This is a genomic window from Paracidovorax oryzae ATCC 19882, assembly GCF_000687165.1.
In the GTDB taxonomy this organism is placed as follows: domain Bacteria; phylum Pseudomonadota; class Gammaproteobacteria; order Burkholderiales; family Burkholderiaceae_C; genus Paracidovorax; species Paracidovorax oryzae.
This window is the reverse complement of the sequence record NZ_JMKU01000002.1, coordinates 315,662-340,882: the sequence shown is the minus strand read 5'-3', so window position 1 is coordinate 340,882 and position 25,221 is coordinate 315,662. Positions and strand designations below refer to the sequence as shown.

General features: G+C 69.5%; 25 protein-coding genes. 14 read left to right on the top strand and 11 right to left on the bottom strand.

All coding sequences use genetic code 11. The annotated features are described in order from the left end of the window. Nucleotides 1-12: 12 nt before the first annotated feature. The 8 genes from T336_RS0103295 to T336_RS0103260 form a co-directional block, all read right to left on the bottom strand. Complete coding sequence (locus tag T336_RS0103295) at nt 13-1,068, bottom strand: ABC transporter ATP-binding protein (protein ID WP_026431476.1); 1,056 nt, start codon at nt 1,066-1,068, stop codon at nt 13-15. Beyond that, nucleotides 1,065-2,063, bottom strand: coding sequence for an ABC transporter ATP-binding protein (locus T336_RS0103290; RefSeq protein WP_026431475.1), 999 nt, complete (start codon nt 2,061-2,063; stop codon nt 1,065-1,067). Before T336_RS0103290 ends, T336_RS0103295 begins: the two co-directional genes overlap by 4 nt. A 66-nt stretch (nt 2,064-2,129) precedes the next feature. Next, nucleotides 2,130-3,041 carry an ABC transporter permease gene (locus T336_RS0103285; RefSeq protein WP_026431474.1) on the bottom strand — a complete coding sequence of 304 codons (912 nt, stop codon included), beginning with the start codon at nt 3,039-3,041 and terminating at the stop codon, nt 2,130-2,132. Nucleotides 3,042-3,105: 64 nt separating this feature from the next. Beyond that, the gene (locus T336_RS0103280) at nt 3,106-4,686 is read right to left on the bottom strand and encodes an ABC transporter substrate-binding protein (RefSeq protein ID WP_026431473.1); all 1,581 of its coding nucleotides are present in this window, start codon (nt 4,684-4,686) and stop codon (nt 3,106-3,108) included. Nucleotides 4,687-4,697: 11 nt separating this feature from the next. Further along, a complete protein-coding gene (locus T336_RS0103275; protein WP_026431472.1) occupies nt 4,698-5,945 on the bottom strand; it encodes a M20 aminoacylase family protein in 1,248 nt (415 codons plus the stop codon). Between the two features lies 1 nt (nt 5,946). Next, on the bottom strand, nt 5,947-6,927 hold the full coding sequence (locus T336_RS0103270) for an ABC transporter permease (RefSeq protein ID WP_013593353.1): 981 nt from the start codon (nt 6,925-6,927) through the stop codon (nt 5,947-5,949). A 321-nt stretch (nt 6,928-7,248) separates the two neighbouring features. Beyond that, the gene (locus tag T336_RS0103265) at nt 7,249-8,373 is read right to left on the bottom strand and encodes a porin (RefSeq protein WP_026431471.1); all 1,125 of its coding nucleotides are present in this window, start codon (nt 8,371-8,373) and stop codon (nt 7,249-7,251) included. 193 nt (nt 8,374-8,566) lie between these two features. Continuing rightward, nucleotides 8,567-9,640, bottom strand: coding sequence for a porin (locus T336_RS0103260; RefSeq protein ID WP_019702540.1), 1,074 nt, complete (start codon nt 9,638-9,640; stop codon nt 8,567-8,569). Nucleotides 9,641-9,934: 294 nt separating this feature from the next. On the opposite strand from T336_RS0103260, the gene coq7 reads away from it, so the two are divergent. Next, nucleotides 9,935-10,552 carry a 2-polyprenyl-3-methyl-6-methoxy-1,4-benzoquinone monooxygenase gene (gene coq7 / locus T336_RS0103255; protein ID WP_026431470.1) on the top strand — a complete coding sequence of 206 codons (618 nt, stop codon included), beginning with the start codon at nt 9,935-9,937 and terminating at the stop codon, nt 10,550-10,552. 16 nt (nt 10,553-10,568) lie between these two features. Here the strand turns inward: coq7 and T336_RS0103250 are convergent, their stop codons facing one another. Then, the gene (locus tag T336_RS0103250) at nt 10,569-11,018 is read right to left on the bottom strand and encodes an OsmC family protein (RefSeq protein ID WP_026431469.1); all 450 of its coding nucleotides are present in this window, start codon (nt 11,016-11,018) and stop codon (nt 10,569-10,571) included. Nucleotides 11,019-11,307: 289 nt separating this feature from the next. On the opposite strand from T336_RS0103250, the gene ilvA reads away from it, so the two are divergent. The 3 genes from ilvA to T336_RS0103235 are packed head-to-tail and all read left to right on the top strand — an operon-like array spanning nt 11,308 to nt 14,320. Next, entirely contained in the window at nt 11,308-12,891 is a 1,584-nt protein-coding gene (gene ilvA / locus T336_RS0103245; protein ID WP_026431468.1) for a threonine ammonia-lyase, biosynthetic, read from the top strand. Nucleotides 12,892-12,926: 35 nt separating this feature from the next. After that, on the top strand, nt 12,927-13,739 hold the full coding sequence (locus T336_RS0103240; protein ID WP_026431467.1) for an adenosylcobinamide-GDP ribazoletransferase: 813 nt from the start codon (nt 12,927-12,929) through the stop codon (nt 13,737-13,739). After that, entirely contained in the window at nt 13,736-14,320 is a 585-nt protein-coding gene (locus tag T336_RS0103235) for a histidine phosphatase family protein (RefSeq protein ID WP_026431466.1), read from the top strand. Before T336_RS0103240 ends, T336_RS0103235 begins: the two co-directional genes overlap by 4 nt. A 25-nt stretch (nt 14,321-14,345) precedes the next feature. Here the strand turns inward: T336_RS0103235 and T336_RS0103230 are convergent, their stop codons facing one another. After that, nucleotides 14,346-14,822 carry a hypothetical protein gene (locus T336_RS0103230; protein WP_019702534.1) on the bottom strand — a complete coding sequence of 159 codons (477 nt, stop codon included), beginning with the start codon at nt 14,820-14,822 and terminating at the stop codon, nt 14,346-14,348. 23 nt (nt 14,823-14,845) lie between these two features. Here T336_RS0103230 and gspG point away from each other — a divergent pair, with 23 nt between their 5' ends. From gspG to T336_RS0103180, 10 genes are all read left to right on the top strand, one after another. Next, a complete protein-coding gene (gene gspG / locus T336_RS0103225; protein WP_011794081.1) occupies nt 14,846-15,334 on the top strand; it encodes a type II secretion system major pseudopilin GspG in 489 nt (162 codons plus the stop codon). After that, a complete protein-coding gene (locus T336_RS0103220; protein WP_026431465.1) occupies nt 15,309-15,809 on the top strand; it encodes a pilus assembly FimT family protein in 501 nt (166 codons plus the stop codon). Before gspG ends, T336_RS0103220 begins: the two co-directional genes overlap by 26 nt. Beyond that, nucleotides 15,806-16,201 carry a type II secretion system minor pseudopilin GspI gene (gene gspI, locus T336_RS0103215; protein ID WP_019702532.1) on the top strand — a complete coding sequence of 132 codons (396 nt, stop codon included), beginning with the start codon at nt 15,806-15,808 and terminating at the stop codon, nt 16,199-16,201. Before T336_RS0103220 ends, gspI begins: the two co-directional genes overlap by 4 nt. 191 nt (nt 16,202-16,392) lie before the next feature. Further along, complete coding sequence (locus tag T336_RS0103210) at nt 16,393-17,049, top strand: PulJ/GspJ family protein (RefSeq protein ID WP_026431464.1); 657 nt, start codon at nt 16,393-16,395, stop codon at nt 17,047-17,049. A 29-nt stretch (nt 17,050-17,078) separates the two neighbouring features. Beyond that, the gene (gene gspK / locus T336_RS0103205; RefSeq protein WP_035225241.1) at nt 17,079-18,113 is read left to right on the top strand and encodes a type II secretion system minor pseudopilin GspK; all 1,035 of its coding nucleotides are present in this window, start codon (nt 17,079-17,081) and stop codon (nt 18,111-18,113) included. Between the two features lie 62 nt (nt 18,114-18,175). Continuing rightward, nucleotides 18,176-19,426 carry a type II secretion system protein GspL gene (gene gspL / locus T336_RS0103200; RefSeq protein WP_026431462.1) on the top strand — a complete coding sequence of 417 codons (1,251 nt, stop codon included), beginning with the start codon at nt 18,176-18,178 and terminating at the stop codon, nt 19,424-19,426. Further along, nucleotides 19,423-20,079: a type II secretion system protein M gene (locus T336_RS0103195; RefSeq protein ID WP_026431461.1), complete on the top strand. Its 657-nt coding sequence runs from the start codon at nt 19,423-19,425 to the stop codon at nt 20,077-20,079. The genes gspL and T336_RS0103195 overlap by 4 nt, the downstream gene beginning before the upstream one ends. A gap of 65 nt (nt 20,080-20,144) precedes the next feature. Then, nucleotides 20,145-20,957: a type II secretion system protein N gene (gene gspN / locus T336_RS0103190; RefSeq protein ID WP_244883862.1), complete on the top strand. Its 813-nt coding sequence runs from the start codon at nt 20,145-20,147 to the stop codon at nt 20,955-20,957. Between the two features lie 5 nt (nt 20,958-20,962). Continuing rightward, the gene (gene gspD / locus T336_RS0103185; protein WP_026431459.1) at nt 20,963-23,389 is read left to right on the top strand and encodes a type II secretion system secretin GspD; all 2,427 of its coding nucleotides are present in this window, start codon (nt 20,963-20,965) and stop codon (nt 23,387-23,389) included. Nucleotides 23,390-23,422: 33 nt separating this feature from the next. After that, entirely contained in the window at nt 23,423-24,784 is a 1,362-nt protein-coding gene (locus T336_RS0103180; RefSeq protein ID WP_026431458.1) for a GspE/PulE family protein, read from the top strand. Nucleotides 24,785-24,814: 30 nt separating this feature from the next. Here the strand turns inward: T336_RS0103180 and arsC are convergent, their stop codons facing one another. Then, the gene (arsC, locus tag T336_RS0103175; protein WP_026431457.1) at nt 24,815-25,195 is read right to left on the bottom strand and encodes an arsenate reductase (glutaredoxin); all 381 of its coding nucleotides are present in this window, start codon (nt 25,193-25,195) and stop codon (nt 24,815-24,817) included. Between the last annotated feature and the right edge of the window lie 26 nt (nt 25,196-25,221).

Genomic DNA, 25,221 nt, shown 5'->3' with positions numbered 1-25,221 from the left:
CTCGCGTGGCCCTCAGGCGGCCTGCACAGCCACCGCCCGCGGAATCCGCCCCTCCTCGATGCCGTGGCAGGCCACGCGCACGCCGCCGTCGTCGATGAGCTGCGGCCGCTCGGTGCGGCAGCGGTCGTTGGCATGGGGGCAGCGCGGATTGAAGGCGCAGCCGGACGGCGGATTGAGCGGATTCGGCACTTCCCCCTGCACGGGCGTGCGCGCGCGGCCCGTGTCGTGCATCTTCGGGATGGCGTCCAGCAGCATGCGGGTGTAGGGATGGCGCGGCGCGGCGAAGAGCTCGCGCTTGTCGGCCAGCTCCACGAGGCGCCCCAGGTACATCACGCCCACCTGGTCGCTCACGTGGCGCACCACGGCGAGGTTGTGGCTGATGAACAGGTAGGTCAGGTGCCGCTCGCGCTGCAGGTCCTTCATGATGTTGAGCACCTGCGCCTGCACGGACACGTCCAGCGCCGACGTGGGCTCGTCGCATACCAGGAACTCCGGCTCGGTCGCCAGCGCCCGCGCGATCGATATGCGCTGCCGCTGCCCGCCCGAGAACTGGTGCGGGTACTTGGCCATGTCCAGCGGCGACAGCCCCACGGACTGCAGCAGTTCGCCCACGCGCTGCCGCAGCTGGGCCTTGTCGGTGATGAGGCCGTGCTCGCGCAGCGGCTCGCCGATGATGTCCTCCACGATCCAGCGCGGGTTCAGGCTCGCGTACGGATCCTGGAAGATCATCTGGATGCGCTGGCGCATGGTGCGCGCATCGCGGCCCTTGAACGCGGCGTGCGCATCCTGGCCGTCGAAGGTGAGGCCGCCGCGCGTGGGTTCGTACAGGCCCACGAGCAGCCGTGCCACGGTGCTCTTGCCGCAGCCGGACTCGCCGACCAGCGCAAGGGTCTTGCCCTTCTCGATGGTGAAGCTCACGCCGTCCACCGCATGCAGCAGCGTGCGAGGCTTGCGCTCCAGCACGCGGTTGAGCCACGGCGCGGAGACATCGAAGGTCTTGGCCAGGTCATGCGCCTGCACCAGCGGAGCGCCGGCGTTATTCTTCGGGGTGGGCATCGCGTTGCTCATGACACGGCTTCCTGGATGGCGGCGGAGGCGTTCGGCGTGGCGGCATGCAGCCAGCACGCGGCGCGCGTGGGTCCGGCAGGCAGCAGTTCCGGCCGCTCCACGCGGCAGCGTTCGAAGGCATGGGGACAGCGCGGATTGAAGGCGCAGCCCGCTGGAATGGCATTGAGCCGCGGCATCGCGCCGTCGATCTGGTTCAGGCGCTCGCGGTCCTGCGCCATGTCGGGAATCGACGCCATCAGCCCCGCCGTGTAGGGATGGGCGGGATGGTTGATCACCTCGTGCACCGGCCCGATCTCCGCCACGCGGCCGGCATAGAGCACGGCCACGCGGTCGCAGGTCTCGGCGATCACCCCCATGTCGTGGGTGATGAGCATCACGGCCGCGCCGCGCGACTTGCAGATGTTCTTGAGCAACTGGATGATCTGCGCCTGGATCGACACGTCCAGCGCGGTGGTGGGCTCGTCGGCCACGATGAGCTGGGGCTCGGCCGCCAGCGCCAGCGCGATCACCACCCGCTGCCGCATGCCACCCGAGAACTGGTGGGGATAGTGGTCCACGCGCTGCTCCGCCGCGGGAATGCCCGTGTCCTTGAGCAGCTGGATCGCCCTGCGCCGCGCCTCCGCGGCATTCACCGGCAGGTGCGCCTGGATCGTCTCCACCAGTTGCCGGCCGACCGTGTAGAGCGGGTTCAGCGAGGTCAGCGGGTCCTGGAAGATGGCACCGATGCGCCGCCCGCGCACATGGCGCATCTTCTGCGGCGGCAGGTTGTCGATGCGCTCGCCCTGCAGCAGGAGCCGCCCGCCCGCCACGCGGCCCGGCGGCTCCAGCAGCCCGATGATGGCCGCGCCGGTCAGCGACTTGCCAGCACCGGACTCGCCCACCACGCCCAGGATCTCTCCGGGCGCGATCGAAAAGGAAATATCGTCCAGCGCCCGCAGCGTGCCGCGGCGGCCCGGAAATTCGACGACGAGGTTCTCGACTTCAAGAAGGGACATGGCAGGCCATCCATCCGTTATCCGTTGCATTCCGCGCGCAGCCGCTCAGGGGGTTGCGCTCCATCCCTAGCGAAGGCGCGGATTCAGCGCATCGCGCAGCCAGTCGCCCAGCAGATTCACGGAGAGCGCGATCAACACCAGCATCACGCCCGGGAACACCGTGATCCACCATTCGCCCGAGAAGAGGTAGTCGTTGCCGATGCGGATCAGCGTGCCGAGCGAGGGCGACGTGGGCGGCGCCCCCACGCCCAGGAAGGACAGGGTCGCTTCGGTGATGATCGCCGTGGCCACCTGGATGGTGGCCAGCACCATCACCGGCCCGAGCACGTTGGGCAGCACGTGGCGCCGCATGATGCGCGAGGGCGACACGCCCGTCACCCGGGCGGCCTGCACGTATTCCTTGTTGCGCTCCACCAGGGTGGAGCCACGCACCGTGCGCGCATACTGCACCCAGCCCGTGAGGGAGATGGAAATGATCAGCACGCCGAAGGCCAGCGACTCGTGCGCGTTGGGGAACACCGCACGGCCCACCCCGGCGATCAGCAGGGCCACGAGGATCGCGGGAAAGGACAGCATCACGTCGCACAGGCGCATGAGCACCGCATCGATCCAGCCGCCCTTGAAGCCCGCCAGCAGCCCGAGCGCCACCCCCACCACCACCGACAGCGCGACGGATGCCAGGCCGACGACGAGGGAAATGCGTGCCCCGTAGATCAGCGCCGAAAGGATGTCGCGCCCCTGGTCGTCGGTGCCGAACGGGTACTTCCAGGAGCCGCCGTCGCTCCACGCCGGCGGCAGCCGGGCGTCGCTCAGCTCGAGCGTCGTGAGGTCGAACGGGTTGTGCGGCGCCACCCAGCCCGCGAACAGAGAGCAGAACAAGCACACCACCGCGATCGCCGCGGCGCCGATGGCGACGGGCGAGGTGCGGAAGCTGTAGCCGACATCGCTGTCGAGCCATCGGGAGAGCGTTTTTTTCATCGTGGAATTCTGGAAAGGCGTGGAGCGGAGCGGCATCTCCACGCGGGCGGAACGGATCAGCGCGTCATTTCGCGAGGCTCATCCACTTGAACGGCATGAAGTTGTCGGCCATCTGCACCAGCGCCACCTTGCGCGACACGCCCCAGGCCAGGGCCTGCTGGTGCAGCGGGATGTGGCCCACGTCGGCCGCATGGATCTCGAAGGCTTCGCGGATCATCGCGTCGCGCCGGGCCTTGTCGGTCTCCGATTGCACCTGCTGCGTGAGCTGATCCACCTTGGGGTTGCAGTAGCCGCCCAGGTTGAACTGGCCGGCGCCCTTGTCGTCCACGCAGGCCATCAGCGCATTCATGGCGTTGTGCGCGTCGTAGGTGGAAGGCATCCAGCCCAGCATGTAGAAACTGGTATCCCGCCGCAGCACCTTGGGGAAATAGGTGCCCTTGGTCTCCGCCTGCAGGTTCACCTTCACGCCGATGCGCGCCAGGTTGGCGGCGACGGCCTGGCAGATGCGCGCATCGTTCACGTAGCGGTCGTTCGGGCAGTTCATGCCCACCTCGAAGCCGTTTGGATAGCCGGCCTCGGCCAGCAGCTTGCGCGCCGCGTCGGCATCGTAGGGCAGCCGCTTGATGTCGGGCTGGAAGCCATTGACGCCCGGGCCGACCAACAGTGCCGAAGGATTGGATGCGCCGCGCATCACCGTCTTGCGGATGCCGTCGATGTCGATGGCTTGGTAGAAAGCCTGGCGCACGCGCTTGTCCTTGAACGGATTCTTGCCCTTCACGCTGGAATACAGCAGTTCGTCGCGCTTCTGGTCCATGCCCAGGAAGATGGTGCGCAGCTCGGGCCCGGTCACGGCGCGCGTGAGCGGGCTCGTGTTCACGCGCTCGATGTCCTGCACCGGCACGGGCTCCATCACGTCCACCTGGCCCGACAGCAGCGCCGCGACGCGCGTGGCGTCATTGCCGATGGGCGTGAACACCACCTCGGCCACGTTGCCCTCGATCGCCCCCCAGTACTGCGGGTTGCGCGTGAACACCGTGCGCACGCCGGGCTGGCGCTCGCGCAGGCGGAACGGCCCCGTGCCGTTGGCCCGGAACGACGCCGCGTTCTCCACGCCCTTGCGCCGGTCCACCGGCTCGACGGCATGGTTCGCCTCGCACCACTTGCGGGACATCATGTACACGAGCGCGAGCACATCGGGAAGGATCGGATACGGGGACTTGGTCTCGATCTCGACCGTGTAGTCGTCCACCTTGCGCACTTCCTTGAAGTCGTTGGTGTACGTCTTCATGTCCGAGCTCCCGGCCTGCGTGCGCGCCAGCGAGAACAGCACGTCGTCGGCGGTGAACGGGCTGCCGTCGTGGAAGCGGACGCCCCGCCGCAGCTCGAACCGCCACACCGTGGGCGAGGTCTGCGTCCATCGGGTTGCCAGAGCCGGCGCCAGGCTCAGGTCCTTGTTGCGGCCCACGAGCGGTTCATAGACATTGCCGGTCACGCTGAGCTGCAGGCTCTCGTTCAGGGAATGCGGATCCATCGACAGCGCATCGCCCTGGTTGGCGACACGGATGGTCTGCGCGCCCGCCATGCAGGCTGCGGCGACCAGGGACGCGCCGATGGCGGCGCGCAATGCCGTGCGTGGGAAATTCATCGTCATGCCCCTCAAACCGCTGCCAGCGGCATCGCCTGCTCGACCAGACCCGCATGCAGCGCGGCGCCCAGCGGCAGGATTTCGTCATTGAAGTCGTACCGGCTGTTGTGCAGCGCGCTGTGGCCGGGCCCGGTGCCCTGCCCGATGCGCAGGTAGGCACCCGGCTTGCTCTGCAGCATGAAGGAAAAATCCTCCGCCCCCATGCTGGGCTCGAGGTCGCGCACCACGTTCTCCGCGCCGACGATCGACACCGCCACGTCCCCCGCGAACTGCGCGTCGCTCTCGGTATTGATGGTCGCGGGATAGATGCGCTCGTAGCGCACGGTGGCCGCGGCACCGAAGCCCAGAGCCACCGCGCTGCACAGGTCCTTGAGGCGCTGCTCGATCATTTCCTGCACCGCGGGCGAGAACGTGCGCACGGTGCCCACCAGCGTGGCCGTGCCGGGCAGCACGCTGAAGGCGCCCAGGTCGCCCGCCTGCATCGCGCACAGGCTGATCACCGCGCTGTCGAGCGGGCGCACGTTGCGCGAAACGATGCCCTGCACCGCGGTGATGATGTGGGCGGCCACCAGCACCACGTCCACCGTCTGGTAGGGATGCGCGCCGTGGCCTCCGCGGCCGGTGATCTCGATGGTGATGCGGTCGGCCGATGCCATCATCGCCCCGGAATTGAGTCCTATGGTGCCCGGCCGCATCGCCGGCCAGTTGTGCATGGCATAGACCGACTGCACGGGAAAGCGTTCGAACAGGCCGTCCTCGATCATCACGCGCGCACCGCCGAAGCCCTCCTCGCCGGGCTGGAAGATAAGCACGGCCGTGCCGTCGAAATGGCGCGTGGCAGCGAGGTAGCGCGCGGCCCCCACCAGCATGGCCGTATGGCCGTCGTGGCCGCAGCCATGCATGAGCCCGGGCTTGCAGGACTTCCAGGTGAACTCGTTCTGCTCCGACATCGGCAGGGCGTCCATGTCGGCCCGCAGGCCGAGCATGCTGCCGCTGGAACGGCTGCGGCCATGGATCACCGCCACGATGCCGGTGCGGCCGATGCCGTCGTGGATCTCGTCCACCCCGCACACCTTGAGCGCCTCTTTCACGCGCGAGCCCGTGTACACCTCCTCGAAACCCAGTTCGGGATGGGCGTGCAGGTCGCGCCGGAACGTCGTCAGCTCCGGATGGAACTGCGCGATGTGGGCGAAGGCGCGGCCGCCGGCCCGCAGGCGGGGCGGTGCGGACGGTGCCGGCTTGGATGCTGCGAACGCCATGTCAGTGCCCTCCTGCCTTGCCCACCCGCAGTCGCGGATCGACCGCGAAATACAGCAGGTCCACGACCAGGTTGATCACCACGAAGATCAGGGCGATCAGGCAGAGGTAGGCCGCCATCACGGGAATGTCCGCGAACGTCACGGCCTGGATGAAGAGCAGCCCCATGCCGGGCCACTGGAACACCGTCTCGGTGATGATGGCGAAGGCGATGAGGCCGCCCAACTGCAGGCCGGTGATCGTCATCACCGGCACCAGCGTGTTCTTCAGCGCGTGCCCGAAATGGATGGCCCGGTCAGACAGGCCGCGGGCGCGGGCGAACTTGATGTAGTCGGTGCGCAGCACCTCCAGCATTTCGGCGCGCACGAGGCGCATGATGAGCGTGAGCTGGAAGATGGCCAGCGTCACCGCCGGCAGCGTGATGTGGTGCCAGCCCTTGGCATTGAGCAGGCCCGTGCTCCACCAGCCGACCTGCGTGACCGGACCGCGCCCGAAGCTCGGGAACCAGCCCAGGTGCACGGCGAACACGAGGATCAGCAGGATGCCGATGAGGAATGTGGGCAACGACACCCCCAGCAGGGACAGCGTCATGAACAGCTGGCTGGTGAAGGTGCCGCGGCGCAGCGCCGCATACACGCCCATGGGCACCCCGACCACCAGGGCCAGGACGGCGGCGACCAGCGCCAGTTCCAGCGTGGCCGGGAATCGCTCGGCGATGAGGCTGGACACCTTGGCGCCCTGCCGGAGGCTCAGCCCGAACTCCCCCTGCGCCGCGTTCACGAGGAAGTGCCAGAACTGCACGATGAAGGGCTGGTCCAGCCCGAGTGCCGCCCGCATGTCCCGGATCTGGTCCGGCGTGGCGTCCTGCCCGAGCAGGAAGGTGACGGGATCACCCACGTACTGGAACAGCATGAAGGAGATGAAGGCCACCGCGACCATGACGATCACGGCCTGGATGAGGCGTCTCAGAATGAAGGCAAGCATCGTAGGAGCGGCAGAGAAGCAGGCATGCTAGCAGGGCATGCGGCCACTGCATGCAATACCCGCGCCATCGCGGATGATTGTCGGCGCCGGCCCGGTCCCGGCAAGGCCGGCTTCATGGACATCGGGCATGCGCCTTGCCGGTGAGCGGCGGACATGGGGGGCTGCCAACGGCAACGGGCGGGCCAGATGGACGCATGCCCTCCGGCCCATGAGGGGCAGGAGGGCATGCAGGCCTGCTCCACTAACGCGCAGCAGGATTTCGCACCAAGCGGCCGGCGTGCCGGCAGCATCGCACCGCCAGCCCGCCGCCCCACCGGCGGATCAGAAGCGATGCCGCAGGCCGATGGTGTAGCCGGTGCGCGACTTGGCACCGTTGGGCTGGCCGGCGGCGTTGTTCAGGCTGACCTGATCGCCCTTGAGCTTGGTGTGGTCCACCTCGATGTAGGCATCCGTCCGCTTGGAGAATGCGTAATCGAGGGCCATGGTGAAGAAATCGGCCTTGGCCTTGGCGAGATCGGTGTTGCCCTTCTGCTCTGCACGGAAGTAATGCGCGCCCAGGTTGATCTGCGGCGTGATCTGGTAGCCCGCGCCGATCTTGTAGATCGTCCGCTTGTTGGCCGCCAGGAAGGCCGGGCCGCCGAAGCCGCCATTGATGCCGCCCTGCCACATCGCCGCGAGCACGGCACGGTCCACGGCCGTGAGGCCGTCGTCCACCTTGTTCTGGCCATAGCCGCCGTTGAAGTACCAGTTGCCCATGCGGTAGGAACCCCCCAGCGTCCAGGCATCGATCTTCTTGCCGGAAGCGAATTCGTAGTTCTGGTAGCCCAGGCCGGCTGCCAGGCCGCCCGATGCATAGCGGATGTAGCCGCCGGCCGTCTTGCCGCCCGTGGCGCTCTTTTCGTCGAATGAATACTGTAGTCCGCCACGCCACGGGCCGACCTCGGCCATGTACTTGATCATGTTGTCGGCACGCGCACCCAGCGCGAAACCGATCTCGGGCTTGTAGACGTCCATGTACGGCGAGTACGGGTAGGACGCATACGTGCTGGTCACCAGATCGAAAAGGATGTTGTATTGGCGGCCCAGCGTCACGCGGCCAAAGCCGCCTTGCAGGCCCACCCAGGATTGCTGGAAGTACGGCGTGGCCGGCGTGCCGGTGTCGGCGCCGAAGCGGTTTTCCAGGTTGACCAGGGCCTTCAGTCCCCCGCCCATGTCTTCGGTCACGTTGATGCCCCAACGGCTCTGGGACATGCCCCCGCCGACCATCTGGTCCAGCGAACCGCCCGGGCTGCCGGCGGGTCCCTCGTTGTTGGTGTGGCGATATGCCATGTCCACGATGCCGTACAACTGGACGCTGCTCGTGCCGGCCTGCTGCGCGAACGTGAAGGGAGCCGCTACTGCCAGGGTGGTCAATGCCACCGTTTTTTTCACAGACGAAATACGCATGTGTTGTCTCTTTCTGCGGGAGGGTGAAGGAACTTTTATTCTAGAAATCAATGACTTGCATCGGAACATGCGTTAGCGGCATACCCACAGTCGTTTTCCCTTAGTTGCTGTTACCGAAGTGACAAAAAAAAACCGCTGCCCGAGGGCAGCGGTTTTTGACTTGCTGAGTCAAGCTGGCTGAGCCAGCCATCCATCAGAAAGCGTGACGGATACCGACTTGCACGCCGGTCTGGTTGTTGCCGATGCCAGGGCCGGCAACGGTCAGGCCCTTGGTGGCCAGGCCGAGGTTGGAGTTGTCCTTGTTCTTCAGGTAAGCCACGGTGCCGTACAGAGCGGTGCGCTTGGACAGGTTGTGAACATAGCCCAGGGACAGCTGGTGTGCCTTGGAGTCGATGGCCTTCTGGTCGTACAGGGCGTATTGCAGCTTGAATTCGCCAGCGCCGACGGGCATGGAAGCACCCAGGGCGTAGTTGTTGAACTTGGCGTCGCCGGAGAAGCCGTCAGCTTCGTACTTCGATTGTTGAGCGATGGCGATCAGCTTGGCAACGTTCAGGTCGTAGGAAGCGCCCACGGTCAGGATGTTGTGCTTGCCGGTAGCGGAAACGCCAGCCAGCGTGAAGCCGGTGTTGCGTTGGTCATAGGACACGGTCACGCTCAGGGGGCCGTTGTCGTATGCAGCGTAGCCACCGAAGTAACGGCCAGCCTTGCCCACGGTTTGCTCGTCGAAGCCATAGCCCACGCCGCCGGTGAAGCCACCGAAGTTGGGGGTGTAGTAGCTGACCATGTTGCTCGAACGGATGTTGTTCGTGTCAGCGGTCACGCTGGTAGCGCCGTTCAGGCCGAGCCACTCGTTCCAGCCTTGGAACTGGCCGATGCCGGTCTGGCCGAACAGGTCATAGCTGCTGGCCTTGTTGTACGAAGGGGTCAGTTCGCGGCCCAGGCGCACTTCACCGAAGTTGCCAGCCAGGCTCAGCGTGGAGCGGCGTTGGAAGTTGAAGCCGTTGGCGTTGCCGTTGTCGCCGAAGATCTCGCCTTCGAGCCAGAAGCCAGCCTTCAGGCCACCGCCCAGGTCTTCCGTACCACGGAAGCCCAGACGGCTCGTGGCGTTGCCGCTGGTGGTCAGGCCGTACACGTTCTGACCAGCAGAGTTGGCGTTGTTGATGTAGGCAACACCCGTATCGACGATACCGAACATCGTGACGGAAGATTGAGCCATTGCAGCGCCGGAAGCAGCCAGCACGGCCAGGGCAATCAGGGATTTTTTCATTGCGAGTTACTCCAAGGTTAAACGAGGGCGCCGGTTCGGGGGGCTGGTACGCACTACAGGCGCAGTCCGCCAACCCCGGGCCAACCTCCTGGTGGGGAAGTTGCCCTTATTGCAACAGAGGCCGTTCCGTTTCGCAAAGGAATTCCCGCACAATCGCCCCGAAAGCCCCATTTCGTTGCAGCATCGCAACACACAAAAAGGTTCCCTGGAATTGAGATAGGACGCGATGGAACCGGGGCCTTCCGCTACTCTTTTTGCAGCATCCCAACCCTTCTGCCATCGACATTCATCGCCATGGACAAGCTCCTGATAGCCGCGGACAACGCCTTGCGCACGCTCTTTGCACGACCCCGCGCCGCGCAGCCGTCGCCAGCCAGGGGCCTGCCGGAAGGCGACCTGTCGCCCACCCAGCGGCGCGAGGCCGGGGCGCTCATGCGGGTGAACCACGTGGGCGAAGTATGCGCGCAGGCGCTCTACATGGGACAGGCCGCTGTCACGCGCGACCCGGCGCTGCGTGCCCGGCTGCTGGAGGCTGCCCGCGAGGAAACCGATCACCTGGCCTGGACGGCCGAACGCCTCGACGCGCTGGGCAGCCGGCCCAGCATGTTGAATCCGCTGTGGTTCGCGGGCGCATTCGCGATCGGCTGGACGGCAGCCCAGGTCAGCGATGCCGCGAGCCTGGGGTTCGTCGTGGAGACGGAAAACCAGGTGGCGCGCCATCTGCAGGGGCACCTGGACCGCATGCCGGCGCAGGACGCCCCCTCCCTGGCGGTGATCGCGCGCATGCAGGCCGACGAGCAACGCCATGCGGACGACGCACGCGCCGCCGGCGCGACGGACCTGCCCGCGCCGGCGCGGGTGCTCATGGCCGCCGCGGCCCGGGTGATGACGGCCACGGCACACCATATATAGGGGACGGGCTCCGGACTCAGGCCTCCACGATGTCGAAGCCGGTGGTGATCTCTGCCGTCTTGCCGAGCATGATGCTCGCGGAGCAGTATTTCTCGTGGCTCATGGCGATGGCACGCTCGACCGCGGCGGGCGGCAAGGCCTTGCCGGTGACGGTGAATTGCATGTGGATGCGGGTGAACACCTTCGGATCCGTGTCCGCGCGCTCCGAGCTGAGCTTCACGCTGCAACCGCGCACATCGTGGCGGCCCCGCCGGAGGATGAGCACCACGTCATAGGCCGTGCAGCCGCCGGTGCCGGCAAGGACGGTCTCCATCGGCCGGGGCGCGAAATTCTGACCGCCGTTGGCGGGGTTGGCAGCATCGGGGGCACCGTCCATGGCCAGGATGTGGCCGCTGCCGGTTTCCGCGATGAACCCCATGCCCGAGCGCGTGCCCGAGGCGCCGGTCCAGGTGACTGTGCATTCCATGTTGTTTTTTCCCATCAAATTGGCAGCCTGGCAACTTTTGTGGCTGCGCCGCCGCAATTTTGCTGCATCGCAGCATCGATTGCGCTACACTCGCCCCATGCGTTGCCCGAAAGGGTTGGCGGGTCTGAAAGACCTACCCGACGCGCCTATTGTCTCCTCCATCTCCTCAAAGGATGGATTCGGCCCCGGATCTCACGATCCGGGGCCGTTTTTTTTGCCCCGCCGGGCCGTGGCGGCCGGCGGAGAGCAAAGGCCTATGATGTCGGCCCCTGCTGCAGTCCACGCATCCATGACAAAGTCTCCCTCCCCCGCCCTGACGCCCGCCGACTACCTCAAGAAGATCCTGACGGCGCGCGTGTACGACGTGGCCGTCGAGTCGGCACTGGAGCCCGCGCGCGCGCTGGGCCGCCGGCTGCACAACACGGTGCTGCTCAAGCGCGAGGACCAGCAGCCCGTGTTCAGCTTCAAGCTGCGTGGGGCCTACAACAAGATGGCGCACCTGTCCGCGGAGCAGTTGCAGCGGGGCGTGATCTGCGCCTCGGCCGGAAACCATGCGCAGGGCGTGGCCATGAGCGCCAGGCGCCTGGGCACGCGTGCGGTGGTGGTGATGCCCACGACCACGCCGCAACTCAAGGTGGATGCCGTGAAGACGCTGGGCGGCGAGGTCGTGCTGCACGGGGACAGCTACTCCGACGCCTACGAGCACGCCGCGCGCCTGCAGCAGGAGCAAGGCCTGACCTTCGTGCATCCTTTCGACGATCCGGACGTGATCGCCGGCCAGGGCACCATCGCCATGGAAATCCTGCGCCAGCTGCAGAGCCTGGGCAGCAATCGGCTGGACGCGGTGTTCGTGGCGATCGGCGGCGGCGGCCTGGTGAGCGGAGTGGCCAACTACATCAAGGCCGTGCGGCCGGACATCCGTGTCGTCGGGGTGCAGATGAACGATTCCGACGCCATGGTGCGCTCGGTCGCTGCCGGCAACCGGGTGGCGCTTCCCGACGTGGGGCTGTTCTCGGACGGCACGGCCGTGAAGCTGGTGGGCGAGGAGACCTTCCGCGTCGCGAGCGGGCTGGTGGACGAATTCATCACGGTGGATACCGACGCCGTCTGCGCGGCGATCAAGGACATCTTCGTGGACACGCGCAGCATCGTGGAGCCCGCCGGGGCGCTGGCGGTGGCGGCCATCAAGCAGTACGTTGCAGAGCGCAAGACCCGTGGAGAAACATACGCAGCCATCCTGTGCGGCGCCAACATGAATTTCGACCGCTTGCGCTTCGTCGCGGAGCGTGCCGAAGTGGGCGAAGAACGCGAGGCGCTGCTCGCGGTGACGATCCCGGAGGAGCGCGGGAGCTTCCGTCGTTTCTGCGAGGTGGTCGGCCAGCTGCCCGGCGGCCCGCGCAACGTGACGGAGTTCAACTACCGCATCAGCGATGCGGCGCAGGCCCACGTCTTCGTCGGGCTGACCACGCATGGCAAGGGCGAGTCGGAGAAGATCGCGCGCAATTTCCAGCGCCACGGGTTCGAGGCACTGGACCTCACGCACGACGAACTGGCCAAGGAACACCTGCGGCACCTCGTGGGCGGCCGCTCCGGGCTCGCCCAGGACGAGCGGTTGCTGCGCATCATCTTCCCGGAGCGCCCGGGCGCGCTCTTCAAGTTCCTGAGCATGATGCAGCCCAGCTGGAACATCAGCCTCTTCCACTACCGCAACCAGGGCGCCGACTACGGCCGCATCCTCGTGGGCATGCAGGTGCCGGCGGGCGACGCGCAGGCCTTCGACGCCTTCCTGCAGACGCTGGGCTACCCCTACGTGGAAGAAACGCAGAACCCCGCGTACCGGCTGTTCCTGCAGGCGTCCGCGGGCCGGGGCTGACGTTCCACCCACGACAGGCGCCCCCCCCCCCCGCCATGCAGGCATTCCGCCACTTCCTGCTGGCCGTGCAGTTCTTCACGCGCATCCCCGTGACCGGGCGGTGCGCCGACTGGGTGGGTTTCAGCCCGGCCATGCTGCAGGCGAGTGCCGCGCATTTCCCGGGCGTGGGCTGGGTCGTGGCGGCCGTGGCGGCCCTGGTGTACGGCACGCTGCATCTGCTGTTCGGCCCGCAGCCCTATGCCGCCCTGGCCTGTGCCGCACTCAGCACGGCGGCCACCGTCGTGCTCACCGGGGGCTTCCACGAGGATGGGCTGGCGGACGTGGCGGACGGCCTGGGCGGCAGCGCGGACCGCGGGCGGGCCCTGGACATCATGAAGGATTCGCGCATCGGCGCATTCGGGGCCATGGCCCTGTGCCTGGCCCTGGCCAGCAAGCTGGCGCTGCTGGCGATGCTGGGGCACCGCGGACTGGCCGTGGCATTGGCGGCCCTGGCAGGCGCGCATGTGGTGTCCCGTTTCTGGCCGCTGCTGCTGGTGCGCACACTGCCGCACGTGGGCAATGAGGCCACCTCCAAGAGCAAGCCGCTGGCGGACCGGATCACGCTGGGCGCGCTGCTGGCGGCCGGCTGCTGGGCCGCACCTGCGCTGGTGCTGGCGGCCTGGCTGCTGGGCCCGGCCCCTGCCCTGGCGGCGCTGGGCGCCAGCGGCGTGGCGGCCTGGGTGCTGCGTGCATGGTTCGCCCGGCGCCTGCAGGGCTTCACGGGCGACTGCCTGGGGGCCGTGCAGCAGGTGGCCGAGATCGCGTTCTACCTGGGATGCGCCGCGGCGGCCGGCATGCCGGCCGCATGAGCCCCCGGTCCATGCGGCTCTGGCTGGTGCGGCACGCCGCGCCGTGCGTGGACGGAGGCATCTGCTATGGCTCGCTGGATGTGGCGGCGGACGCGCAGGCCACCGCCGACGCCGCCAGCCGCCTGGCATCCGCCCTGCCCGCCACCGCGCTGCCCATCTGGCATTCGCCGCTCGCGCGCTGCGCGGAGCTGGCCCGTTCGCTGCAGGCCCTGCGCTCCGACCTCTCCCCGCAGCCGGACGCGCGACTGGTGGAAATGGACTTCGGGGTCTGGGAGGGGCGGTCCTGGGACGCCGTCGGCCGCGCGGCCATCGATGCATGGATGGCCGACTTCGCAGGGCACGCGCCAGGGGATGGTGAAAGCCTGGAACAGATGCTGGCGCGCGTGCGGGCCGCCCTGCGGGAAGCACGCGATACGGGCGCTGCCGACATTGTGTGGATCACGCATGCCGGCGTCGCGCGCTGCGTGCATTGGCTGCTGGAGCAGCCGTTCCGTGCGCCGCGTGCCGACGAATGGCCATTGGAGGCACCTGGCTACGGCGCCTGGAAATGCTGCGAGATCGGCGGCGCGGATCCCGTGTGAACCTGCGAAAAAAGGCGGTGGCAGCCTAGGGCGCGACGGTTGTTACACCCGTTGCCTCGCCTCCTTTTTCAGGCACTTCGAGGGTGACCGTGGCCTCGCCGCCCCGGGACGGACCGAGGCGCACCTGCCTGCGGCCCAGGGATTGCACCACCAGGCCTTCGGCCACGGTGGCACCGAGACGGAACGGACGCGCGGGCTGGTTGTCTATGGCGATGAGTGCCGCGCCACCGCCGCTGGCCGTGCCGGCGAGCACCCCCTGCAGGGCGAAGCGGCTGGGCTCGCGTGCAGCCGGCGCGCTGGGCGCGGCCGGGCCTGCGCCCAGCAGCCGCGCGAGCGCCTGGGCATCCGGCGCTGCCGGTGCGGGTGCCGCCACGGGGGCGGCGATGGGGGCCGGACGGACGGCCAGCCGGAGTCCCCAGAAAACCACGCTGGCGCCTGCGAGCACCCACAGGGCGAGCGTGCCGAGCCTAACGCCCCAGGGGCCGGATGTGTTTGTCACCATGTCACGATTATCATTGACCGGATATGTCTCCCACTTTTCAGAAGACCGTGATCTCCCGCAACGCAGGCGCCATCGCACGGCGCGCCAGGAACGCCCGCAGCCGGATCGCGCGCGGCTTCACGCTGATCGAGTTGATGGTCGTGCTGGTCATCATCGGGGTGCTGGCCGCCCTGATCGTGCCCAACGTGATCGACCGTGCAGACGATGCGCGGGTGACCGCGGCGCGCACCGACATCACCAACATCGTGCAGGCGCTGAAGCTCTACCGCCTGGACAACCAGCGCTATCCCACCGCCGAACAGGGGCTGCAGGCCCTGATCGCCCGGCCCACGAACGGCCCGGTCCCGGGCAACTGGCGCCCCTATCTCGAGAAGCTGCCCAACGACCCCTGGGGCAGGCCCTACCAGTACCTGAATCCCGGCATCAAGGGCGAAGTGGACGTGATGTCCTTCGGCGCCGACGGGCAGTCGGGCGGCGAGGGCAAGAATGCCGACATCGGCAGCTGGCAGTAAGCGCCGGCACCGCGGCCCGTGCCATGGCACGGGCCCTGCCCCCGGCAACGCATGCCGCGACGCCCGGGGCTTCACCCTGCTGGAACTGCTGGTGGTGATCTCGCTGATCGCCATCGCCACTGCCGGGGTGGGCTTCGCCCTGCGGGACGACGGCCAGACGGCCCTGCAGCGCGAAGGCGAGCGCCTCGCCGCGCTGCTGGAGGCGGGCCGGGCCCAGTCCCGCGCGTCCGGTGCGCCGGTGCGCTGGCGTGCCGTCGGCGGAAGCTTCCGGTTCGAGGGCCTGCCCGGCAACCCGGCCCCGGGCGCATGGCTCGATCCATCGACCTACGTGGTCGGCCCCGCGCTGCTGCAGCTGGGCCCCGAACCGCTGATCCCACCGCAGCAGGTGGTGCTCGCGAGCCAGGCCCATCCCGGGCGCTCGGTGCGCGTGGCGACCGACGGCCTGCGCCCCTTCACGGCGGAGACGGTGCAATGACCCGGCGGGCGGCCCCCGCGCGCCGGTGCCGTGGCCAGGCATCGGCCGCGGGTTTCACGCTGGTCGAAGTCCTGGTGGCCCTGGCCATCGTGGCGATCGCGCTGACGGCCGGCACGCAGGCCACTTCGGCGCTGGCCCGCAATGCCGCGCGGCAGGCCGACGTGATGCTCGCGCACATTTGCGCGGAGAACGAACTCGTGAAGGTGCGGCTCGCGCGCCAGATGCCCTCCATCGGTGACAGCACCGTGCCCTGCGAGCAGGCTGGATTGCGCTACGACGTGGCGGTGGCCGTGCGGCCGACGCCCAATCCGCAATTCCGCCGGGTCGATGCGCAGGTTTTCGATGCCACGGGGCCGGTGCTGCGGCTGTCCACCATCGTGGGGAGGTACTGATGCCCCCCCTGAGTCGCCTTCGGCGCCTTCCCCCCGGGGGGGACGCCGCCAGTGGCCGGGCGAAGCCCGATCCACGGCGTCTGCTGGCATGGCCTGCTCCGCGGCCTTCGGACAGGGAAGGCCGTGCAGGTAGCGTACCCCGTCGGCATGGCTTTGCCCTCTGCGCTCCGCGCCATGCCGCCGGCTTCACGCTGGTGGAGCTGCTGGTCGCGATCGTGATCATGTCGCTGCTGGCGCTCATGAGCTGGCGCGGCCTGGACGGGATGGCGCGGGCACAGGAGCAGACGCGGGCGCGCGGGGACGAGTTGCTGGTGGTGGAGGCCGCGCTGGCGCAGTGGACCGCGGACCTGGATGCGCTGCAGGCCATGGACCAGACCACGCCCATCGACTGGGACGGGCAGGTGCTGCGCCTGACGCGGCGGGGCAGTGGCACGCCGGACGAAGGGGCCTACGTGGTGGCCTGGGCCCGGCGCGCGGTGAACGGCACGGACCAGTGGCTGCGCTGGCAATCGTCTCCGCTGCGCACGCTGGGCGAATGGAACACGGCCTGGCAGCGCGCGGCGCTGTGGGCGCGCTCGGGCGGAGCGGGCAACGCCGGGGCCGAGCGCGGGGAAACCGTGCTGATGCCGCTGCAGGACTGGCGACTTTTCTACTACCGCGACGGGGCCTGGTACAACGGGCTGTCCAGCAGCGCCACGGCGCCCACCCCGCAGACCATGGGGCCGACGGCCCCGACGAACATTCCCGACGGAGTGCGCCTGCAGATCGTGCTGCCGCCGGGGCGCGCGCTCGCCGGCACGATCACCCGGGACTGGGTCAATCCCACCAATGGCGGAGGCAAGTCGTGACGCGGCGCGGCGGCGGCAGGACGGGCGCCATGCGCCAGCATGGGGCGGCGCTCCTCGCGGCGATGCTCACCGTGGCGCTGGTGGCCACTTTCGCGGCAGCGGCGATGTGGCAGCAATGGCGCGCCGTCGAGGTGGAATCCGCCGAGCGGGCGCGCGTGCAGTCGGCCTGGCTGCTGGTCGGCGCGCTTGACTGGTCGCGGCTGATCCTGCGCGAAGACCTGTTAGCACGGGGCGGGGACGGCACGGACCACCTCGCGGAACCCTGGGCCGTTCCGCTGGAAGAGGCGCGGCTGTCCACCTTCCTCGCGGCCGGGCCCGAAGGCGCGGCGGCCGAGCCGGATGCCAGCACGGACACCGCCAACGCCTTCCTGTCGGGGCAGATCACGGACCTGCAGTCGCGGCTCAACGCGTACAACCTGGTCGAGGGCGGCGCCGTGTCCGCGCCCGCCCTGCGCCAGTTCAGCCGACTGTTCGATGCGCTGGGGCTGCCGCAGCAGGAACTGCAGCAGCTCGCGGAAGGGCTGCGCAAGGCGATGGCGCAAAGCAATGCCGCGGGGGCCGGCAACACCGGCGCGGGCACCGCCACGGGCACGGCGGCGCCCGCGGCCGCCGCACCGGCCGACCTCGCATCCGTTCCGCTCATGCCCCGCAGCTTCACGCAGCTCACGTGGCTGGGCCTGTCGGCGTCCACGGTCGCGGCGCTGGAGCCGTATGCGACCCTGCTGCCGCGGCGCACGCCGGTCAACCTCAATACCGCGAGCGCGCAGGTGCTGCAGGCCAGCATCGAAGGGCTGGACATGGCGGGCGCGCAGCGGCTGGTGCAGGCGCGGGAATCGCAGCATTTCAAGACCACCGCGGACGCCACCCGGCAGTTGGGCGGCAGCCTGCAGATCCCGCCCGAGACCCACTCGACCATGTCCTCGTACTACGAAGTGCGTGGGCGCCTGCGCCTGGGCGACACCGTCGTGGAGGAGCGCTCGCTGGTGTACAAGGCCGGCTCCACGGCGCGCACGCTGTGGCGCGAGCGCGGCGCGTTCGTGAGGAGCCCCGCCGCCGCACGATGACCTGCGCAGGCGCCGGACCTGCCGTCATGCAGCGCCCCTAAAATGGCCCGCGAATTCCACCCATGAGCACCCTCGTCCTTTTCCTGCCCCAGGGCAGCGCCCCCGGGCCGGCCACCGAATACGGCTACACGCTGACCACGGACGGCCACGCCGCCACCCGCCACGACAGCGCCCGCGCGTCCCTGCTTCCCGACCCGGGGCGGGCGGGCGAGGTGGTCGCCGTGGTGCCGATCCAGGCCCTGTCATGGCAGCGCGTCACGCTGCCCCAGGGCGCGCAGGCGCCGCGGCTGCGCGCGGTGCTCGAAGGACTGCTCGAAGAACGGCTCCTGGACGATCCCGCACAACTGCATTTCGCGCTGGAGCCGGGTGCGCGGCCGGGCGTGCCGGCCTGGGTGGCCGTATGCGACCGGAACTGGCTGCGCGCGGCCCTGCAGGCCCTGGAGGCCGCGGGCCGGCCGGTGCAGCGGGTGGTGCCCGAGTTCGCGCCGGGCACCGGGGAGGCGCCTGCGCATTACGTGATCGGTACGCCCGAGGAGCCACTGCTGGTGGCCACCGGGCAGGGCCCGGAAGCCGTACCGTCCGTGTTGCCGCTGTCGCCTGCAGCCCTCCAGCTCACGGGCGCCTCGCGCGCTGCCGATGCAGCCGGCGCGGACGGCGGCGAGGCACCGCCTCCCCTGCAGGCGGAGCCGGCAGTGGCCCGGCTCGCCGAGCAGATGACCGGCCGCCCCGCGGTACTGCACACGGCAAGCCAGCGTGCGCTGGCGGCAGCGCGCGGCACATGGGACCTGGCGCAGTTCGAGTTCGCCAGCAACCGCCGCACGCGCACGCTGCGCAAGACGGCGACGGCCTTCGGCGCCTTCGCACGGGCGCCGCAATGGCGGGCTGCGCGCTGGGCCCTGGGCGTGTGCGTGGCGGCGCAGGTGGTCGGGCTGAACGCCTGGGCCTGGCAGGAGCGCCAGGCGCTCGCCGGCAAGCAGGCGGGGGTGCGCAACGCGCTGACCCAGACCTTTCCGCAGGTGCAGGTGGTGGTCGATGCGCCGGTCCAGATGGAACGCGAAGTGGCCCGGCTGCGGCAGCAGGCGGGCGGGGTCTCCGCACGCGACCTGGAGCCGATGCTCGCGTCCGCGGGTGCCGCGCTGCCCGCGGGGCGCCTGCCCACCGCGATCGACTACGCCCCCGGGGAATTGCGGCTGCGCGGCATCGAGCTGCAGCCCGAGGAACTGGCCACGACCAATGAACGCCTGGCTGCCGCTGGCTACCAGGCCAGCCTGCAGGACGGCGCGGTGCTGCTGCGCGAAGGGGCACACCCATGAAACCGGCACGGTCTCCCTCCCCTTCCGCGGCTTCCGCATCCCGCGCCGAAGCGCTGCGCGCGCGCTGGAAGACACTGGCTCCGCGCGAACAGTCGCTGGTGCTCGCGGCCGGCACGGTCGTGGCGGTGGCGCTGCTCTGGTGGGTGGCGCTGGCGCCGGCGCTGCGCACGCTGCGCGAGGCACCGGCGCAGCATGCCGCACTGGACGCCCAGTTGCAGCGCATGCAGGCCCTGCAGTCGGAAGCCCTGCAGTTGCAGGCCGCTCCCGCCGCACCGGCCGGCGACGCATCGCAGGCGCTGCGCACGTCGCTGGCGCAGCGCCTGGGCACGCAGGCACAGATCAACATCCTGGGCGACCGCGCGACGGTCACGCTGAAGGCCGCGCCTGCGGACCACGTGGCCGAATGGCTGTCGCAGGCGCGCAGCAACGCCCGCACCGTGCCCGTCGAGGCGCGGCTGGCCCGCAGCACGGCGGCGGCACCGCAGCCCGTCGGGCCGGCGGTGCTCGGCCCGACCTCGCCGCAGCGCGCAGCCACCCTGGCCGCGCCGGGCACGGCGGCCGCCCGAGCTGGCCAGCCGGCGGCTGCGGCAGCGCCAGAGGGCGCCATGCCCCGCTGGGACGGCACGCTGGTGCTGGCCCTGCCCGCACGGTAGGCCGGCCGTCCCGACATCCCGGATTTCCATTGCAACGGCCTCTTTCCCGATACTTCCCGACCACCGTGCTCCGCACCACCCGCCCCATCCGCCCCGGCGTGCAGCGCCCTCCCCGGTCCCCACGCCTCTGGGCCGTGGCCGGCTGCCTGCTGGGCGCCCTCCCCACCCTGCTGCTTTTCGCGCCGGCAGCGTGGCTGGCCTCGGGCGTGGAGCGTGCCAGCGGTGGGCAGGTCCTGCTCGCCCAGGCGCGCGGCACGGTCTGGACCGGCTCGGCGCAGCTGGTGCTGACCGGAGGCCAGGGCAGTGCCGACCGCGCGGCGCTGCCCGGGCAGTTGCACTGGACGCTGCGGCCCACCTGGACGGGGCTGCGCGCGCAAGTGCGTGCGGACTGCTGCACGGCCTCTCCGGTCTCGGCCCGCGTCGCGCTGCGCTGGGGCGGCGTGCACGTGGCCGTGGCCGACGGGCAGAGCCAGTGGCCGGCGGCCGTGCTGTCGGGACTGGGCACCCCCTTCAACACCTTGCAGCCCCAGGGCCGCCTGGCGCTGCGCACGCAAGGCCTGGCGATGGACAGCGCCGCGGGGCGCGTCGTGATCGCGGGCCAGGCGCAGCTGGATGCGCTGGGCATGTCCTCGCGCCTGTCCACGCTGCGCCCGATGGGCAGCTACCGGCTCACGCTGCAGGGCGGCGAGGTGACCACGCTGTCGCTCGCGACGCTGGACGGCGCGCTGCGCCTCACCGGCAGCGGCCGCTGGATCGGCCAGCGCCTGCGCTTCGAGGGCGAGGCCACGGCCGCGCCGGAGCGCGAAGCCGTGCTCTCGAACCTTCTCAACATCATCGGACGGCGCACGGGCGCCCGTTCACTCATCACCGTGGGTTGACCCCTATGACTTCCATGAATTCGCAGCGCCTGCGGTTTGCCCTCCACGCCATCGCCGCCGGTGCCATGCTCGCCGCTGCCGGCGGCCCGCTGAATGCCCAGACCGCCACCGGCGCGGCGCCTTCCAGCGTGCGCCCCGGCGAACCCGTGACGCTGAACTTCGCCGGTGCCGACATCGAGGCGGTGGCCCGCACCATGGCCACGATCACCGGGCGCAATGTGGTGGTGGACCCGCGCGTGAAGGGCCAGCTCACCCTGGTCACGGAAAGGGCGGTGCCGCCGGCCGCCGCCTTCCAGCAGTTCCTGGCCGCCCTGCGCCTGCAGGGCTTCACGGTGGTCGAGTCCGCGGGCCTCTACAAGGTCGTTCCCGAAGCGGACGCCAAGCTGCAGTCGGGATCGGTGACGGTCACCCAGGGCGGCTCGGGCAGCGCGCCGGGCGGCGGGCAGATCGTCACCCAGATCTTCAAGCTCAATTTCGAGAACGCGGCCAACCTGGTGCCGGTGCTGCGCCCGCTCATCAGCCCGAACAACACGATCAACGTGAACCCGGGCAACAACTCGCTGGTGGTGACCGACTATGCCGACAACCTGCAGCGCATCGCGCGCATCGTCGCGGCGATGGACGTGTCCAACGCCAGCGACGTGGAAGTGATACCGCTGCGCAACGCGGTGGCGAGCGAGCTCGCGCCCCTGGTGTCGCGCCTGGTGGAGGGCACGGGCGGCACGCCCGGCATGGCCGGCACCGCGACGGGCACGGCCGGCGCCGTCCCGGGGCAGAGCGACACGGCCTACCGCACCACGCTGCTGCCCGAGCCGCGCAGCAATTCGCTGATCGTGCGCGCCGCCAATCCCGCCCGCCTCGCGCTGGTGCGCACGCTGGTGGACAAGCTCGACCAGGCGCCGGTCGTCGGGAGTGCGGCAGCGTCGGGCAACATCCACGTGGTGTACCTGAAGAATGCGGACGCCACCAAGCTCGCGACCACGCTGCGCGCGGCGCTGGCAGCCTCCATGGGCAGCAACTCCGGAGGTGCCGTGTCCTCCTCCGGCCCGTCCTCCTCCGGCGGCGGTTCGGGCACCGGTTCCACCGGGCTCTCGGGCTCGGGGCTCATGCAGACCGGCAGCAGCAGCGGGATGGGCGGCGGCATGGGCGGCAGCTCGAGCGCCGGTGGCCTGGGCAGCAGCGCGGGCAGCCTGAACAGCGCGAACAGCAACCAGCCCTCCACGGGCGGGCAGATCCAGGCCGACCCGTCCACCAATTCGCTCATCATCTCCGCGCCCGAGCCGCAGTTCCGGCAGCTGCGCGCGGTGATCGACCAACTCGACGGCCGGCGCGCGCAGGTGCTGGTGGAGAGCCTGATCGTCGAGGTGTCCGCCAACAAGGTGGCCGAATTCGGCATCCAGTGGCAGGGTGTGATGGGCAACTACGGCAACGGCACCATCGGCGTCATCGGCACCAACTCCTCGGCATCCACCACCGGCGGAAACGCCAACATCCTCAACCTTGCGCTGGCTGCTGCCACCGGGAATGCCACGAGCATCGCCAGCAGTGCGTCCGGGCTGGGCAAAGGGCTCAACGTCGCCATTGCGCCGCGCATCAATGGCAACTATTACCTTGGAGCACTCGCGAACTTCCTCGAGAACACGGGGGACGCCAATGTCCTGTCCACCCCCAATTTGATGACGCTGGACAACGAGGAAGCCCAGATCATCATCGGCAACAACGTTCCGTTCGTGACCGGCTCGTATGCCAACACCACGGGCAGCAGCACCGTGAACCCGTTCACGACGGTGGAGCGCAAGGACGTGGGGCTGATGCTGCGTGTGCGCCCGCAGATCAACGAGAACGGAACGGTCAAGCTATCTCTATACCAAGAAGTGTCGCAAGTGAATGACGGCACGGCCAACGCAGTCAATGGCCCGACAACGAGCAAGCGCTCGATCGAATCCACGGTGCTGGTGAACGACGGCAACGTGATCGTACTGGGCGGATTGCTGGAAGACCGTTATTCCATGGGCCAGGACAAGGTGCCGCTGATGGGCGATTTGCCTGTCGTGGGCGGCCTTTTCCGCAACGAGAACCGCAGGCGCCAGAAGACCAACCTGATGGTCTTCCTGCGGCCGGTGGTGATCCGGGACACGGCCACCAGCGATGCCCTGATGATGGACCGCTACGAGGCCATCCGCGCGCTGCAGCAGAACACCCAGCCGGCACCCAGCACGGTCATGCGCGCGGTATCCGGGGCCCCGGTACTGCCGCCGCTCGCGCCGTCACCCGCATCGGCTCCCGCAGCCACGCCGCAGGGCAAGGCGCCCGCCGTGCGCAGCGCCCCGCCCGCGCCGCTGATACCGCTCGTGCCGCCGGCCCCGGCGCCCGCGCAGGCCCCGGCACGCGCACCGGCGCCCGCCGACGCAGGCGCCTACAACCCGCAATAACCGGACATTCCCGTCCCCCGACCCCGCCACGCCATGCGCCACCCGCTTCCCTACGCCTTCGCGCGCAGTTCGCAACTGCTGCTGGAGGACGACGGCCACACCTGCGTGCTCTGGCACGGCCCCGCACCGGATGCCGGGGCACTGTCCGAGGTCATGCGCAAGCATGCCGTGCGGGAGCTGATGCCGCTGGACGCGCATGCCATCGCGCAGCGCATCAGCGCGGCCTATTCGCAGGGGGAATCCAGCGCGGCGACGGTGGTGAGCGAGGTCGAATCCGATGCCGACCTCTCGCGCATGATGCAGGAGCTGCCGGCCGTGGAGGACCTGCTGGAATCTGCGGGCGACGCACCCATCATCCGCATGCTGAACGCCCTGCTCACGCAGGCCGCGCGCGACGGCGCGAGCGACATCCACATCGAGCCCTACGAACGGCACTCGAGCGTGCGCTTCCGCGTGGACGGCACGCTGCGCGAGGTGGTGCAGCCCAACCGCGCGCTGCATGCGGCGCTGATCTCGCGCCTGAAGATCATGGCGGACCTGGACATCTCCGAAAAGCGCCTGCCCCAGGACGGCCGCATCAGCCTGCGCCTGGGCACGCGCGCGATCGACGTGCGCGTCTCGACCCTGCCAAGCGCCCATGGCGAGCGGGCGGTGCTGCGCCTGCTGGACAAGAGCGAGAGCAAGCTGAGCCTGGAGGCCGTGGGCATGCAGGGCGACACGCTGCGCCGCTTCGACGCGCTGATCCACCAGCCGCACGGCATCGTGCTCGTGACGGGGCCGACGGGCTCGGGCAAGACCACCACGCTGTATGCGGCGCTGGGCCGGCTCGACGCCACCAGCAACAACATCATGACGGTGGAGGACCCGATCGAGTACGAACTGCCCGGCGTGGGTCAGACCCAGGTCAACAGCAAGATCGACCTCACCTTCGCCAAGGCGCTGCGCGCGATCCTGCGCCAGGACCCGGACGTGATCATGATCGGCGAGATCCGCGATTTCGAGACCGCGCAGATCGCCATCCAGGCCTCGCTGACGGGCCACCTGGTGCTGGCCACGCTGCACACCAACGATGCGGCCAGCGCCGTCACCCGCCTGACCGACATGGGCGTGGAGCCTTTCCTGCTCTCCAGCTCCCTGCTGGGCGTGCTGGCACAGCGGCTCGTGCGCAAGCTCGACCCCACCGAGCCCAGCGGCTACCGGGGGCGCACGGGCGTGTTCGAGCTGCTGGTGGTGGACGACACGCTGCGCTCGCAGATCCACGGCCAGGCCGCGGAGGCGGACCTGCGCGCCACCGCGATCGCGGGCGGCATGACGCTCATGCGCGAGGACGGCGAGCGGCTGGTGCGCGCCGGCATCACGAGCCCCGAGGAAGTGCTGCGCGTCACGCGGGACTAGGGGCAGCGCCACGTCCGGCGCACCCACCGATCAGCCGGCGGCCGGCAGCAGTTCCAGCACCGTCTCAGGCGGCCGGCACAGGCGCGCGCCGCGCGGCGTGACCACGATGGGCCGGTTCATCAGTTCCGGATGGCGGGCCACGTGCGCGATCAGCGCATCGTCGCCGATGCCTTCGTCGTCCAGGCCCAGCGCCTGCCAGGCAGGCTCCTTGGAGCGCAGCAGCACGCGCACGGAGCCGCCCACGGCCGCGAACAGCGCGCGCAGCGCGGCCTCGTCCAGCGGCTCGGCGAGGTAGTCCACGATGCGCGGCTCGATGCCGTGCTCGCGCAGCAGGGCGAGCGCACCGCGCGAATTGCTGCAGCGGGCGTTGTGGTAGATGGTGACGTCGGGGTGGGATGTGGCTGCGGTCATGCGGCGAGTCTAGACCGGGCCGTGGC

Excerpts from the sequence above, each read along its gene's own strand:
- T336_RS0103180 (WP_026431458.1), top strand. The coding sequence starts at position 23,423 with ATGCGCCACCCGCTTCCCTACGCCTTCGCGCGCAGTTCGCAACTGCTG.
- T336_RS0103270 (WP_013593353.1), bottom strand. The coding sequence starts at position 6,927 with ATGCTTGCCTTCATTCTGAGACGCCTCATCCAGGCCGTGATCGTCATG.
- T336_RS0103235 (WP_026431466.1), top strand. The coding sequence starts at position 13,736 with ATGAGCCCCCGGTCCATGCGGCTCTGGCTGGTGCGGCACGCCGCGCCG.
- T336_RS0103290 (WP_026431475.1), bottom strand. The coding sequence starts at position 2,063 with ATGTCCCTTCTTGAAGTCGAGAACCTCGTCGTCGAATTTCCGGGCCGC.
- T336_RS0103295 (WP_026431476.1), bottom strand. The coding sequence starts at position 1,068 with ATGAGCAACGCGATGCCCACCCCGAAGAATAACGCCGGCGCTCCGCTG.
- T336_RS0103285 (WP_026431474.1), bottom strand. The coding sequence starts at position 3,041 with ATGAAAAAAACGCTCTCCCGATGGCTCGACAGCGATGTCGGCTACAGC.
- gspI (WP_019702532.1), top strand. The coding sequence starts at position 15,806 with ATGACCCGGCGGGCGGCCCCCGCGCGCCGGTGCCGTGGCCAGGCATCG.
- T336_RS0103260 (WP_019702540.1), bottom strand. The coding sequence starts at position 9,640 with ATGAAAAAATCCCTGATTGCCCTGGCCGTGCTGGCTGCTTCCGGCGCT.
- T336_RS0103240 (WP_026431467.1), top strand. The coding sequence starts at position 12,927 with ATGCAGGCATTCCGCCACTTCCTGCTGGCCGTGCAGTTCTTCACGCGC.
- gspK (WP_035225241.1), top strand. The coding sequence starts at position 17,079 with ATGCGCCAGCATGGGGCGGCGCTCCTCGCGGCGATGCTCACCGTGGCG.
- gspL (WP_026431462.1), top strand. The coding sequence starts at position 18,176 with ATGAGCACCCTCGTCCTTTTCCTGCCCCAGGGCAGCGCCCCCGGGCCG.
- T336_RS0103220 (WP_026431465.1), top strand. The coding sequence starts at position 15,309 with ATGCCGACATCGGCAGCTGGCAGTAAGCGCCGGCACCGCGGCCCGTGC.
- T336_RS0103230 (WP_019702534.1), bottom strand. The coding sequence starts at position 14,822 with ATGGTGACAAACACATCCGGCCCCTGGGGCGTTAGGCTCGGCACGCTC.
- ilvA (WP_026431468.1), top strand. The coding sequence starts at position 11,308 with ATGACAAAGTCTCCCTCCCCCGCCCTGACGCCCGCCGACTACCTCAAG.
- T336_RS0103195 (WP_026431461.1), top strand. The coding sequence starts at position 19,423 with ATGAAACCGGCACGGTCTCCCTCCCCTTCCGCGGCTTCCGCATCCCGC.
- T336_RS0103280 (WP_026431473.1), bottom strand. The coding sequence starts at position 4,686 with ATGAATTTCCCACGCACGGCATTGCGCGCCGCCATCGGCGCGTCCCTG.
- gspD (WP_026431459.1), top strand. The coding sequence starts at position 20,963 with ATGACTTCCATGAATTCGCAGCGCCTGCGGTTTGCCCTCCACGCCATC.
- T336_RS0103265 (WP_026431471.1), bottom strand. The coding sequence starts at position 8,373 with ATGCGTATTTCGTCTGTGAAAAAAACGGTGGCATTGACCACCCTGGCA.
- coq7 (WP_026431470.1), top strand. The coding sequence starts at position 9,935 with ATGGACAAGCTCCTGATAGCCGCGGACAACGCCTTGCGCACGCTCTTT.
- gspG (WP_011794081.1), top strand. The coding sequence starts at position 14,846 with ATGTCTCCCACTTTTCAGAAGACCGTGATCTCCCGCAACGCAGGCGCC.
- arsC (WP_026431457.1), bottom strand. The coding sequence starts at position 25,195 with ATGACCGCAGCCACATCCCACCCCGACGTCACCATCTACCACAACGCC.
- T336_RS0103250 (WP_026431469.1), bottom strand. The coding sequence starts at position 11,018 with ATGGAATGCACAGTCACCTGGACCGGCGCCTCGGGCACGCGCTCGGGC.
- T336_RS0103275 (WP_026431472.1), bottom strand. The coding sequence starts at position 5,945 with ATGGCGTTCGCAGCATCCAAGCCGGCACCGTCCGCACCGCCCCGCCTG.